This is a genomic window from Pseudomonas sp. P105 (assembly GCF_032614175.1).
GTDB lineage: Bacteria > Pseudomonadota > Gammaproteobacteria > Pseudomonadales > Pseudomonadaceae > Aquipseudomonas > Aquipseudomonas rhizophila.
The window spans coordinates 3,271,286-3,284,478 of record NZ_CP126693.1 but is presented as its reverse complement, the minus strand read 5'-3'; the positions used below and the strand labels follow the sequence as shown (position 1 = coordinate 3,284,478).

At 59.2% G+C, this 13,193-nt stretch carries 8 protein-coding genes; 1 reads left to right on the top strand and 7 read right to left on the bottom strand.

Features of this window, described 5'->3' with window-relative positions:
• Window positions 1–16: 16 nt before the first annotated feature.
• The 7 genes from QOM08_RS14760 to QOM08_RS14730 all read right to left on the bottom strand — a co-directional run bounded on the left by QOM08_RS14760 (window position 17) and on the right by QOM08_RS14730 (window position 7,698).
• Entirely contained in the window at window positions 17–1,192 is a 1,176-nt protein-coding gene (locus tag QOM08_RS14760; protein WP_223194324.1) for a YcaO-like family protein, read from the bottom strand.
• 574 nt (window positions 1,193–1,766) lie between these two features.
• Complete coding sequence (locus tag QOM08_RS14755; RefSeq protein ID WP_047225801.1) at window positions 1,767–2,744, bottom strand: 2-hydroxyacid dehydrogenase; 978 nt, start codon at window positions 2,742–2,744, stop codon at window positions 1,767–1,769.
• Window positions 2,745–2,756: 12 nt separating this feature from the next.
• Window positions 2,757–4,055: an MFS transporter gene (locus tag QOM08_RS14750; RefSeq protein WP_047225802.1), complete on the bottom strand. Its 1,299-nt coding sequence runs from the start codon at window positions 4,053–4,055 to the stop codon at window positions 2,757–2,759.
• Window positions 4,056–4,111: 56 nt separating this feature from the next.
• Window positions 4,112–5,122, bottom strand: a complete 1,011-nt coding sequence (locus QOM08_RS14745) for a sugar kinase (RefSeq protein WP_173406912.1) — start codon at window positions 5,120–5,122, stop codon at window positions 4,112–4,114.
• Window positions 5,115–5,897, bottom strand: coding sequence for a TIM barrel protein (locus QOM08_RS14740; protein ID WP_047225804.1), 783 nt, complete (start codon window positions 5,895–5,897; stop codon window positions 5,115–5,117). The genes QOM08_RS14745 and QOM08_RS14740 overlap by 8 nt, the downstream gene beginning before the upstream one ends.
• 149 nt (window positions 5,898–6,046) lie before the next feature.
• Window positions 6,047–7,072 (bottom strand): LacI family DNA-binding transcriptional regulator, encoded by a 1,026-nt coding sequence (locus QOM08_RS14735; RefSeq protein WP_047225805.1) that lies wholly within the window; start codon window positions 7,070–7,072, stop codon window positions 6,047–6,049.
• Between the two features lie 272 nt (window positions 7,073–7,344).
• Window positions 7,345–7,698: a hypothetical protein gene (locus tag QOM08_RS14730; protein ID WP_047225806.1), complete on the bottom strand. Its 354-nt coding sequence runs from the start codon at window positions 7,696–7,698 to the stop codon at window positions 7,345–7,347.
• 467 nt (window positions 7,699–8,165) lie between these two features.
• On the opposite strand from QOM08_RS14730, the gene QOM08_RS14725 reads away from it, so the two are divergent.
• The gene (locus tag QOM08_RS14725) at window positions 8,166–13,034 is read left to right on the top strand and encodes an NAD-glutamate dehydrogenase (RefSeq protein WP_047225807.1); all 4,869 of its coding nucleotides are present in this window, start codon (window positions 8,166–8,168) and stop codon (window positions 13,032–13,034) included.
• The last annotated feature ends 159 nt before the right edge of the window (window positions 13,035–13,193 follow it).

Sequence of the window (13,193 nt, the reverse complement as noted above, 5' to 3'; positions counted from 1 at the left end):
TTATGGGTGGCTGGTTTCAACTGCTGAGTAATACATGCTGAGGTACAACGAGTTGCCCATTTCTAATGATGTTGAAGCGTTCAAGTCCAGGGATGTAAGCCTGGGTAACGATGCTGTTGTTTGGGAAGCGCGCTACAGTTCTATAGAATATTTTTTTGTCGGACTTCGATGTGGCTTTGTGCAGCGTGTCTAATTGTGTCGGGACAGTTTCATTGTAGTCGTGTGGTGGGCATTCAAGCTCAGGAAGGTTCAGGTCCCTAACAGGTGCCAAGTCGATTAAATTTTTAAGGATTTTTGAGTGCGACAATAACTTGACAGTTTTTCTGTCCATGGAATCTTCAAAGACATCATATAGACTCTCGGATTGGAGTTGTTCAGTCACCGCTCTCTGAATGGCGGTGCAAATGTCCATCGAACAGCCTGAGCCAATAGCTGAGAGAGGCTGGTCTCCAGGGCCGGCTTTGGGAAAGGCAACGGCAAAGTAAACAGATAAGACATCTTTGATAATGATGATCTGCAGTTTATTGGCGGGTTCTAAGGCGGAAGGGTCGTTGAGGAGCGCCTTGTTAAGCAAGCTCGTCGACGGTTTGTATAGGTCCATCTTGGGGCCGATTCCGCATATCGCCATGAAAAAAAGAGATAAGACATGTCGTTCGATTATTTCCTGAATGCCATGCAATAAAGCTTCATTTTCGGTGCAGCCAAAAGCAATGCCTGAGTTGGATGAGTAACGTGCCAAGAATTGCATGGTAGAACGCGTGTCGTTGGAGTTGCTTCGGGCAGCAGCAGGGCAGAGTAGAGCGCTTGGAGCAATCAGGTGTTCTTTTTTATCCAGCGATGTGAGAGTGAAGCAGTCTATTGGTTCGTCGCTGTATGGCAGGCGGGTGAAGAAACCGTCGTATTTAGCTGCTTTCTGACTGGCAATACTGTCGGTGCTGTGCCATGTCGACTCATGATTAGGGGCTAGAAAAGAGCTGGCATGCTCGATGGTTTCTGCCAGCGCACCTATAAGTGCGTCCGGCCCTTTACCCGCACCTGACTCAATAAAATGATTGTCACTATCAAAAAGCTCCGCCGTTGCCACTAGCCTGGAGGGTGTCGTATAGCGGGCCTCGGCTCTAAAACCGAGCGTGTGCAGGGTGGACATGATATTGAATAGAGCTTCGGTAGATGTTAGTTCGCGTTCTGGCATAGAAACCTCTAGGTTTAGGCGCCGAAAGGTGGAAACCTTTCGGCGCCTGTTCACAGGCACTTAATCGATCAATGATTTCAGTTGATCAGAGATGCAAAAAAGTTGGCTTCGGTTGTCAGAAGCCCTTTGGAAAAGCCCATTGCCTGCGGCAGAACATCAAAGGTGTTGATTTCAGAACGCTTCCTACCCATGTCATATACTCCTTTATTGATTATTCAGTGTCGCTTAGCGATCACCTAACTTGCGCGTTTTTGTGCAAGTGCATAATTAATAACACTGGGCTTTTGGATGGGCTAGGATGCAACTTCCGATGCTGGTGTAGGCCTGTTCTTGGCGATCGGTAGGACGTGCCTGAGGGAAGGTGGTTTTTTGTTGAAGTTTGCTTTTCTGGGCTATCTACTCAATGGGTTGAGTGGTTTATTCATCCCGGGATGAAGTGCCGCTAGAGTAATTGAGCAAGATTCAAAGGAGGGGTGTTGCCAGTCGGCTATCCAGTACTGGCAGAACCGGTGGCGAGGGGAGAGATTCCCTCGCCAAAAAGCTGCGCTTGGCTTCATTCTCGTGGACGAACGAATCAACCCTCCCACGCCTCCGGATTCACCAGATTCACCGGTCGCTCTCCCGCCAACGCCATCAGGAGATTATCCACCGCACAGCGCGCCATTGCCTCCCGTGTCTCGTGGGTGGCCGAACCCATGTGCGGCGTTGCCACTACGTTATCCATTTGTAATAACGGTGAGTCCGCACTCAGGGGTTCGCGCTCGAACACATCCAGCCCCGCGCCACGGATCTGTCCGTTGCGCAGGGCGTCGATCAGAGCGGCTTCGTCCACCACCTTGCCTCGGGAGATATTGATGAAGATGCTTTCGGGACGCATCTGCGCGAACGCTTGTGCACCGATCAGCCCTTGGGTTTCTGCCGTCAGAGGCAAAGTCAGACAAATGAAATCCGCCTGTCGCAACAGCGTCTCGAGGTTGCAATAACGGGCCCCGAAACGTTGCTCGACCGCGGGCTTGGGCGAATGGCTGTGGTAGAGCACCGGCATGCCGAAACCGAAATGCCCGCGCTGGGCCAAGGCTTCGCCGATGCGGCCCATGCCTATTATGCCGAGGGTCTTGCCATGGACATCGGTGCCGAAATGTTTGGAGCCGATGCTCTGTTGCCACTGGCCTGAGCGGATCAGGTTGGCCAACTCCACCACGCGCCGAGCCGTTGCCAGGATCAGTGCAAAACCGGTGTCCGCGGTGGTTTCGGTCAGCACGTCCGGGGTATTGGTGAGCAGGATGCGGCGTTCGGTCAGATAGTCGATGTCGTAGTTGTCGACCCCCACCGAGACGCTGGCGATGGCTTGCAGGTTCGGCGCTGAGTCCAGTAGTGGCGCATCCAGTTTCAGGCTGGCCCCCAACAGGCCATGGGCGCCAGGCAAGGCGTCGCGCAATTGGGCCAGGCCTGGCGCATCGAGGTGCTCGATGAGGGTGACCTGGGCCTGAGCTTGCAGACGGTCCATCAGTTGCGCCGAGAGCGCTTTGTACAACACTACGTGCTTTTTCATGGAGGGCTCGATTCAGGACTGTGCGGACGCCGGGTGTGGCGTCGCGGTTTGAGACACGGCGCGGTCGCTGGCGCCGGGCTTGAGGGCCAGGGTCAGTACCACCGACAACAGCAAGGCGCCACTCATTAGTAGAAAGGACATACCGGGAGAGCCGGTGGTGCCGTTGAGATAGCCCACCAGGTACGAGCCGCCGAACGAACCCAACGCGCCCATGCTGTTGATCAGTGCCATGGCACCGCCGGCGACGTTGGCCGGCAGGATCTCTGGAACGATGGCAAAAAACGGCCCGTACGGCGCGTACATGCAAGCCCCGGCAACCACCAACAAACTGTAGGACCACCAGAAATGCTCAGGCCCCAGCAAATAGGAGGCGTAAAACGCTACGGACGCGATCAGCAGCGGCGGCCAGACGAAACGTTTGCGCTTCTGCGCCTTGTCCGACGCCCAGGACACGACCAGCATGGCGACTACTGCCGCCAGGTATGGCAACGACGACAGCCAACCGGCCTCGACAATGCTCATTTGCAGGCCAGCCTTGAGGATTGACGGCAGCCACAGCACGAACCCGTAGACCCCAATGCTCCAGCAGAAAAATTGCAGTGCCAGGATGATGACTTTGGGTGAGCGGAAGGCTTCGGCATAGTTTTTCACGGCCTTGATACCGACCTGTTCAGCCGCCAGTGCGCTTTCCAGGTCTTGTTTTTCCTGGTTGCTGAGCCACTTGGCCTGGGACGGACGATCATCAGCCAGGCGCCACCAGATAAAGGCCCAGAGCACCGCCGGCAGACCTTCGATGATGAACATCCAGCGCCAGTCGAATTGTTGCACCAGATAGCCGGACACCACGGACATCCACAGCATGGTGACCGGGTTACCAAGGATCAGGAAGGTGTTGGCACGTGAGCGTTCGGCCCGGGTGAACCAGTGGCAGAGATACACCAGCATGGCCGGCATCACCGCAGCTTCGACCACGCCGAGCATGAAGCGGATCACGATTAGCCAGTAAGCATTGGAGACCACGCCCGTCAGGGTCGCCAGCGAGCCCCAGAGGATCAGGCTGACAAAAATCAGCTTCTTCACACTGTGTCTCTGCGCGTAGATCGCCCCCGGTACCTGGAAGAAAAAGTAACCAAGGAAAAACAGTGCGCCCAGCAATGAGGACAGCCCCGGGGTGATCATCAGATCCTCGGCCATGCCCGAGGCGGCGGCGAAGCCGTAGTTGGCCCGGTCCAGGTAAGCCAGGCTGTAGGTGATGAAGACGATGGGCATGATGTACCACCAGCGGCGGGTGGCGAGGTTGAGCGTTTGCATGTCGTTGACTCCTGAGCTTGTTGTTTTTGTTGCAGCAGGTGTGTTTTGTGGTGGTTCTAATCGCGAGCAGGCTCGCTCCCGCATGAGGATGCGTCGACCCTGTGGGAGCGAGCCTGCTGGCGATTGGCATCATTAAATTCAGCCAGTAACTCAATGCGCGTCGGCAATCCCTCCATGTCTCCACGGCTCTGCACTGCGCGGCTACCAATCCAGTTGGCGCGCTGTACGGCTTCGGTGATGGCGCGGCCTTCGAGTAACGCACTGATCAGGCCGACCGCGAAGCCATCGCCGGCGCCCACGGTGTCCACCACCTGGGCCACCGGCACGCCGGCAACTACGCCCTGGCCTAGCTGAGTGCGGAAATAGGCGCCATCCGCGCCGAGCTTGATCACGACGATTTCGGCACCCAGGTCCAGATAGAACGCGGCGATGTCGGCCGGGTCGTCGAAACCAGTCAGCAAGCGACCTTCGCCGAGCCCCGGCATGACCCAGTGGGCGAGGGCGGCGTGGCGATTGATTTCGTGAATCATCATCGACTCGCTAGCCCACAGGCTCGGCCGCAGGTTGGGATCGAAGGACAGGCTGCGGCCGGCCTCGCGCATCCGCATCATTAATTCAGAGGACATCTCACGGGCCGTGACCGACAAGGCCGGGACGATGCCGGTGGCGTGCAAGTGGCGGGCTTCGAGCTGCGAGGGGGCGATGGTGTCGATCGACAGATGACTGGCCGCCGAGCCGCGACGGAAATATTCGACTTGTGGGTCGCTGCCATCGTCGCTACGGGATTTGAACTGGAACCCGGTGGGGTGGGCTGGATCGACCGTCACGTGGCGACAATCCAGGCCTTCGTTTTCCAGCGTCTGCACCACGAAGCGTCCTAGAGAGTCAGCACCCACCCGGCTCAGCCACGCCACTTTGAAGCCCAGTCGCGACAGACCGATGGCCACGTTACTGTCGGCCCCGGCGACGCGCTTGTGGAACTGCTCGACATTGGCCAGGTCACCGCGCTGGTCGGCCACCAGCATCGCCATGGTTTCGCCGAAAGACAACACATCGAACTCAGGCATGGGCTGGCTCCCGGCATGATTGGCCTAGGCGGGCAAGGGTGGCGACATGTCCCGCAGTCAACTGCAGCAAGTCATCGTCTTGCAGCGGATATTCGGCGGCGCGCATTACACCAGCGGGCATGTGTTTGAACAGTTGTTCCCACAGATGCAGGTCTGTCATCGCCGGAGGCACCGCGACCAGTTTGCCGTCGGCGCGCCGGGCCACGGACTTGCAATGCACATAAGCCACATACCGCCCAAGCTGTCGGGCGGCCACAGCGGCCGATTGGTCCTGCCATTGCCAGTTGCCAATGTCGAAGGTCATACCGATGGGCAGCGCTTGCTCCTCTGTCGCAGCAAAAAAACGCTGTAATGGTTCGATCCGCCCGCCTTGCAGGGTCTGGTCGTTTTCCACTAGCAATCGCACCGGGCTGGCGGCCAGCGCATCCGCCAGGGCTGGCAGATCATGGGAGTCGGTGAAATAGCCGAGAGAGACTTTCAGCCATGCCGAGCCAAACGCCTCGGCACGTCGCAAGGCAAGTGACAGGGCGGGATTGGGCTTGGGCTGGCCGGCGAGCCACAGTTCAAGTGGGGAGGAAAAAATACTTTGCAGTCCTTTGGCCAAGGCACTGGCGGCCAGTTTAGCGGGCTGTTCAGTGGTGAGCAGTTCTTCGCGCCATTCGATCCGTGAAGCGCCAGCGGCAGCCAGCAGATCGATGAAACTGCCTTGGCCCTGTTGCCGTACCAGATCGGCACCGTAGCTGGAAAGGCTGATGGAGACGGGTGGGTTGTGCATTGTTTTTATACCTCTGAAACCGGTTTCAGTTTTGTGCAAAAAAAGGTTGTGCTTGAGAGGGCCCTATCGCGAGCAGGCTCGCTCCCACAGGGGACTCCAGTGCGATGCAGATCCAGTGTGGGAGCGAGCCTGCTCGCGGTAGGGCTTCATCACCGACCATTTCCCCGCGTGGACCCACGCTCGATCAACCGCGCCGCAAAATCCAGGGTTCGCACCGGCCCGTTATCGCCACGCAAGCGCTTGAGCAAACATTCGAACGCGCTGGCGCCGATCTCGGCCGTCGGTTGGGCCAGGGCGGTTATGCCGCTGCCCACCAGCGGGTACCAATCCAGATCATCGAGGGCGATCAGGCCTACATCGTCGAACAAGTGGCAACCCAGTTCGCGCAGCACCGTCGTGGCGGCCAGGGCGGCAATGCCATTGGCGCAGAACAATGCTTTGGGGCTATGTCCCGGCGGGGCAAGAAAGTTCTTGATGCGCGTGGTCAACTGATCACAGGTTTCCACAACGGTGCCGGCCAGGGCAGGCCGCCGTTGAATGCCGGCCTTGAAACTCTCGACCCGTTCGATCCGCGAGCTGGTGCCGTCGAATGGTTCGGTCACCAGCAACAGATCGCGGTAGCCCCGCTGTTCGAGATGATCGAGCGCCATCTCGACGGCCGCCGGATTGTCCAGGCCCACCAGGTCGCTTTCCAGTCGATCGACCTTGCGATCGACCAGCACCAGGGGCATTTCACTGCGCAGTTCCAACAATTCATCACGGTGGTGGCCGAGGGTGTTAACAATCAGCCCTTCGATGTTATAGGCGCGCAACAAGGCCAGATGCTGGCGTTCCTGCTCATCGTCGCGGTCGGTGTTACACACCACCAGGCTGTAGCCGTGGCGACGGCAGGCTGTTTCCACGCCGTGCATCACGGCAATTGAATAAGGGTTGCGGATATCGGCCACCAGCATGCCGATCAGGCGTGTGCGTCCGCGCTTGAGGCCGCGGGCCATCTGATTTGGACGGTAGCCCAGTTCGCTGATCGCTTGCTCGATGCGTTGAGCGATGGCCTCGGAAAGCAGGGCGCGATCCTCGCCAATGAAGCGCGAGACGCTGGCCTTGGAGACCCCGGCGCGTTCGGCGACATCAAGCATGGTCACGCGGCTGCGCTGGGCGGCGGAGAAGGGGTTCATCAATTGAAACCTGCTTATTTTTGTTAGTGGCTTTGAAACCGGTTTCAGAAGACCTCAGAACCCAGCGGGTCGTCAAGAGCGACGCGACATAAGAACGACCGACGGTGGTTTACCTCAGCCCAGGAAAGCGCAGGTATCGTTCCTGACGAGTATCTGGTCCATGACGCGGACGGCAATCTTGTGCCGGCGCAGGAATAAGTTAGGCGGGGTGCCTCCAAGTTCCTTGTGGCGAGCAAGCATACTCGTCGCAGGGAGTCAGTCGCGCTTCAGGTTCAGAGCTGGCTGATATAAGTGCCCGTCCCCTTGAGGATGTTCTGCAACGTCAATTCCACCTCCGCCAAATCCGCCGCATCGGTGTCGTGGGTAATCTCCAGCACATCATCCCCGTTCAGCACATCGGCGTCCGACGCGGCAATTTCGATTTTCAGCAGGGTCGGGCTGAGGGTCACTTTGACGCCTTCCAGTGTCGAAGGCTCACCCTCCAGGGCGATTTCCAGTTCGTCTTCGTCGGGGTAGCGGGTCATCAGGAACATTTCGCCCTGGGTGCTGTGGCAGCACAGCATGGCCATGTTGTCTTCTTCCTCGTCGCACGGGTTGGCGATCAGAAGGGCGGTGCTCATTTGCATGGTGGTGGCTCCTGGCTCGATGAGCCTTGCTGGGCGCAAATAAAGTGAATTTTGCCAGCCCGAACGACTTTCTGCTGGATTACTGCAGTCACACGCAGAATATGCGCGCAATTTCACAGCGCCAGGTGCCGTTTTGCTCGCCGGGCTGCTACGGTTGTTCGATGCAAACCGGCTGTTTAGCTTGCCGTTGACCGAATATGTCGCAGCGCTGCAAGCAGGCACATTGTCGCACTCGTTAAGCTGCACGGCGGATGTACACCTGCAAAGGGCACCACGAGGGCTTTTTGCAGGTGTCCATTACATGGAAATTACATGGAAAAGGATGTGACCTGCCGGTCTTGTCCAGCTTCACCCACCTGTCGTCCTGTTTCCTCTGCCCGAGAATCAGGAACAGGATGGCCGACAGCCCTGAAAAAGGGCTGCACGCGACGCTTCCATCAATAACAAGCCCAAGCGGAGTACCACAGATGGCGTTCTTCACCGCAGCCAGCAAAGCCGACTTCCAGCACCAACTGCAAGCGGCACTGGCGCAGCACATCAGTGAACAGGCACTGCCACAAGTGGCGCTGTTCGCTGAACAATTCTTCGGCATCATTTCCCTCGATGAACTTACCCAGCGCCGGTTGTCCGACCTCGCCGGCTGCACCCTGTCTGCCTGGCGCCTGCTTGAGCGCTTCGATCATGCGCAGCCGCAGGTCCGCGTCTACAACCCGGATTACGAACGCCACGGTTGGCAGTCGACCCATACGGCAGTGGAAGTGTTGCACCACGACCTGCCATTTCTGGTGGATTCGGTCCGCACCGAACTGAACCGTCGCGGTTACAGCATCCATACTCTGCAAACCACTGTGTTGAGCGTGCGTCGCGGCAACAAGGGCGAGTTGCTGGAGATCCTGCCCAAAGGCACCCAGGGCGATGGCATTCTCCAAGAATCCCTGATGTATCTTGAAATCGACCGCTGCGCCAACGCCGCCGAACTCAACGTCCTGAGCAAGGAACTTGAGCAGGTGCTGGGCGAAGTGCGCGTGGCGGTGGCTGATTTCGAACCGATGAAAGCCAAGGTCCAGGATATTCTGTCCAGCCTGGACAACAGCGCCTATGCCATCGATGCCGACGAAAAAGGTGAAATCAAGAGTTTCCTGGAATGGCTGGTGGGTAACCACTTCACCTTCCTTGGCTATGAAGAGTTCGTGGTTCGTGATGACCCTGATGGCGGCCATATCGAATACGACGCCGATTCGTTCCTCGGCCTGACCAAACTGTTGCGTGCCGGCCTCACGGTCGATGACCTGCGCATTGAAGACTACGCCGTCAATTACCTGCGTGAACCGACCCCGCTGTCGTTCGCCAAGGCCGCACACCCGAGCCGTGTACACCGTCCGGCTTACCCGGACTACGTATCGATCCGTGAGATCGACGCCGATGGCAAGGTCATCAAGGAATGCCGCTTCATGGGCCTGTACACCTCGTCGGTGTATGGCGAAAGCGTGCGCGTCATCCCTTACATCCGTCGCAAGGTCGAGGAAATCGAACGTCGCTCGGGCTTCCAGGCCAAGGCGCACCTGGGCAAGGAACTGGCCCAGGTGGTCGAAGTGCTGCCCCGCGACGATCTGTTCCAGACCCCGGTGGACGAGCTGTTCAGCACCGTGATGTCCATCGTGCAGATCCAGGAACGCAACAAGATCCGCGTATTCCTGCGCAAAGACCCGTATGGCCGTTTCTGCTACTGCCTGGCCTACGTGCCGCGCGACATCTATTCCACCGAAGTGCGCCAGAAGATCCAGCAAGTGCTGATGGAGCGTCTGAAAGCCTCGGACTGCGAGTTCTGGACCTTCTTCTCCGAATCCGTGCTGGCCCGTGTACAGCTGATCCTGCGGGTAGACCCGAAGAACCGTCTCGACATCGACCCGGTCTTGCTGGAAAAGGAAGTGGTGCAGGCCTGCCGCAGCTGGAAGGACGACTACGCCAGTCTGGTGATCGAAAGCTTCGGCGAAGCCCATGGCACCAACGTGCTGTCCGATTTCCCGAAAGGCTTCCCGGCCGGCTACCGCGAGCGTTTTGCCGCGCACTCGGCCGTGGTCGACATGCAGCACCTGCTGAGCCTGAACGAAAAAAATCCGCTGGTCATGAGCTTCTACCAGCCGCTGGGCCAGGTGTCCGGCCAGCGCGAGCTGCACTGCAAGCTGTATCACGCCGACACGCCGCTGGCGCTGTCCGACGTCCTGCCGATCCTGGAAAACCTCGGCCTGCGCGTGCTGGGCGAGTTCCCGTACCGCCTGCGCCACACCAATGGCCGCGAGTTCTGGATTCATGATTTCGCGTTCACCGCCGCCGAAGGCCTGGACCTGGACATCCAACAGCTCAACGACACCTTGCAGGACGCCTTCGTCCACATCGTGCGTGGCGATGCCGAGAACGATGCATTCAACCGCCTGGTGCTGACCGCCGGCCTGCCATGGCGCGACGTGGCGCTGCTGCGTGCCTACGCCCGTTACCTGAAGCAGATCCGCCTGGGCTTCGACCTGGGTTACATCGCCAGTACCCTGAACAACCACACCGACATCGCTCGTGAACTGACCCGGTTGTTCAAGACCCGCTTCTACCTGGCGCGCAAACTCAGCGGCGACGACCTGGAAGACAAGCAGTTGCGTCTGGAACAGGCGATCCTCACGGCACTGGACGACGTTCAGGTGCTCAACGAAGACCGCATCCTGCGTCGCTACCTGGACCTGATCAAGGCCACCCTGCGGACCAACTTCTACCAGACCGACGCCAACGGCCAGAACAAGTCCTACTTCAGCTTCAAGTTCAACCCGCACCTGATCCCGGAACTGCCGAAACCGGTGCCCAAGTTCGAGATCTTCGTGTATTCGCCTCGGGTCGAAGGCGTGCACCTGCGCTTCGGTAACGTTGCTCGCGGTGGCCTGCGCTGGTCCGACCGTGAAGAAGACTACCGCACCGAAGTGCTGGGTCTGGTCAAGGCCCAGCAAGTGAAGAACTCGGTGATCGTGCCAGTCGGCGCCAAAGGTGGTTTCCTGCCGCGACGCCTGCCGCTGGGCGGTGGCCGGGACGAGATCGCCGCCGAAGGCGTAGCGTGCTACCGCATCTTCATCTCCGGTCTGTTGGACATCACCGACAACCTCAAGGAAGGCGCACTGGTTCCGCCTACCAATGTCGTGCGTCATGACGACGATGACCCGTACCTGGTAGTGGCTGCGGACAAAGGCACTGCAACCTTCTCCGACATCGCCAACGGCATCGCCATCGACTACGGCTTCTGGCTCGGCGATGCGTTCGCTTCCGGCGGTTCTGCCGGCTACGACCACAAGAAAATGGGCATTACCGCCAAGGGCGCGTGGGTCGGCGTACAGCGTCACTTCCGTGAGCGCGGTATCAATGTCCAGGAAGACAGCATCACCGTGGTGGGCGTTGGCGACATGGCCGGCGACGTGTTCGGTAACGGTCTGTTGATGTCTGACAAGTTGCAACTGGTGGCAGCCTTCAACCACCTGCACATCTTCATCGACCCGAACCCGGAGCCTGCCAGCAGCTTCGCCGAGCGCAAGCGTCTGTTCGACCTGCCGCGTTCGGCCTGGACCGACTACGACACCAGCATCATGTCCGAAGGCGGCGGTATCTTCTCGCGTAGCGCCAAGAGCATCGCCATCTCGCCACAGATGAAAGAACGCTTCGACATCAAGGCCGACAAACTGACCCCAACCGAGCTGCTCAACGCCTTGCTCAAGGCGCCGGTGGATCTGTTGTGGAACGGTGGTATCGGCACTTACGTCAAGGCCAGCAGCGAAAGCCACGCCGATGTGGGCGACAAGGCCAACGATGCGCTGCGCGTGAACGGCAACGAACTGCGCTGCAAAGTGGTGGGCGAGGGTGGCAACCTGGGCATGACTCAACTGGGTCGTGTCGAGTTCGGCCTGCATGGCGGTGCCACCAACACCGACTTCATCGACAACGCCGGTGGTGTGGACTGCTCCGACCACGAAGTGAACATCAAGATCCTGCTCAACGAAGTGGTGCAGGCCGGCGACATGACCGAGAAGCAACGTAACCAGTTGCTTGGCAGCATGACCGACGAAGTCGGTGGCCTGGTGTTGGGCAACAACTACAAGCAGACCCAGGCCCTGTCCCTGGCGGCACGCCGCGCATTCGTGCGCATTGCCGAATACAAGCGCCTGATGAACGATCTGGAGGCACGAGGCAAGCTGGATCGCGCCATCGAGTTCCTGCCGGCCGAAGAGCAACTGGCTGAACGCGTTGCGGCGGGCCAAGGCCTGACCCGTGCCGAACTGTCGGTGCTGATCTCCTACAGCAAGATCGACCTCAAGGAAGCGCTGCTCAACTCCCAGGTGCCGGATGACGACTACCTGACCCGTGACATGGAGACCGCGTTCCCGCCGACACTGGTGAGCAAGTTCTCCGAAGCCATGCGTCGCCATCGCCTCAAGCGCGAGATCGTCAGCACCCAGATCGCCAACGACCTGGTCAACCACATGGGCATCACCTTCGTTCAACGGCTCAAAGAGTCCACCGGCATGAGCCCGGCGAACGTGGCTGGCGCTTACGTGATCGTGCGGGACATCTTCCATCTCCCGCACTGGTTCCGTCAGATTGAAGCCCTGGATCACCAGGTGTCGGCTGACGTGCAACTGGAGCTGATGGACGAGCTGATGCGCCTGGGTCGTCGTGCGACGCGCTGGTTCCTGCGCAGCCGCCGCAACGAGCAGAACGCTGCCCGTGACGTTGCTCACTTCGGTCCGCACCTGGCGGCGCTGGGCCTCAAGCTCGACGAACTGCTGGAAGGCCCGACCCGCGAAGGCTGGCAGACCCGCTACCAGGCCTACGTAGCAGCCGGCGTGCCGGAACTGCTGGCGCGCATGGTTGCAGGCACTACGCACCTGTACACCTTGCTGCCGATCATCGAAGCGTCCGATGTCACTGGCCAGAACGCCGCCGATGTGGCCAAGGCCTACTTCGCCGTGGGCAGTGCCCTGGACATCACCTGGTACTTGCAACAGATCAGCGCGCTGCCGGTGGAAAACAACTGGCAGGCCCTGGCCCGTGAAGCGTTCCGCGATGACGTCGACTGGCAGCAACGGGCGATCACCATTTCGGTCCTGCAGCAGGGCGACGGCACCCAGGAGGTGGAAACACGCCTGGCGCTGTGGCTGGAGCAGCATCACGACATGGTCGAGCGCTGGCGCGCCATGCTGGTGGACATCCGTGCCGCCAGTGGCACGGACTACGCCATGTACGCGGTCGCCAACCGCGAACTGCTGGACCTGGCGTTGAGTGGTCAACCGGTCCTGCCGGCCAACTGATCCGGCGTTGAATGAAAAAGCCCCGCATTGAGAGATGCGGGGCTTTTTTGCGTTTGTAATACGCGATTGGTTGGAGCGCAGAGCCCCTGTGGGAGCGAGCCTGCTCGCGATGGCGTTTGACCCGCGACATTGATGTTGACTGACACCCAGCTATCGCGA

What these genes read in the sequence shown, in the direction of transcription:
- QOM08_RS14745 (WP_173406912.1), bottom strand. Translation starts at nt 5,122, where the DNA reads ATGCCTGAGTTCGATGTGTTGTCTTTCGGCGAAACCATGGCGATGCTG.
- QOM08_RS14760 (WP_223194324.1), bottom strand. Translation starts at nt 1,192, where the DNA reads ATGCCAGAACGCGAACTAACATCTACCGAAGCTCTATTCAATATCATG.
- QOM08_RS14735 (WP_047225805.1), bottom strand. Translation starts at nt 7,072, where the DNA reads ATGAACCCCTTCTCCGCCGCCCAGCGCAGCCGCGTGACCATGCTTGAT.
- QOM08_RS14750 (WP_047225802.1), bottom strand. Translation starts at nt 4,055, where the DNA reads ATGCAAACGCTCAACCTCGCCACCCGCCGCTGGTGGTACATCATGCCC.
- QOM08_RS14755 (WP_047225801.1), bottom strand. Translation starts at nt 2,744, where the DNA reads ATGAAAAAGCACGTAGTGTTGTACAAAGCGCTCTCGGCGCAACTGATG.
- QOM08_RS14730 (WP_047225806.1), bottom strand. Translation starts at nt 7,698, where the DNA reads ATGCAAATGAGCACCGCCCTTCTGATCGCCAACCCGTGCGACGAGGAA.
- QOM08_RS14740 (WP_047225804.1), bottom strand. Translation starts at nt 5,897, where the DNA reads ATGCACAACCCACCCGTCTCCATCAGCCTTTCCAGCTACGGTGCCGAT.
- QOM08_RS14725 (WP_047225807.1), top strand. Translation starts at nt 8,166, where the DNA reads ATGGCGTTCTTCACCGCAGCCAGCAAAGCCGACTTCCAGCACCAACTG.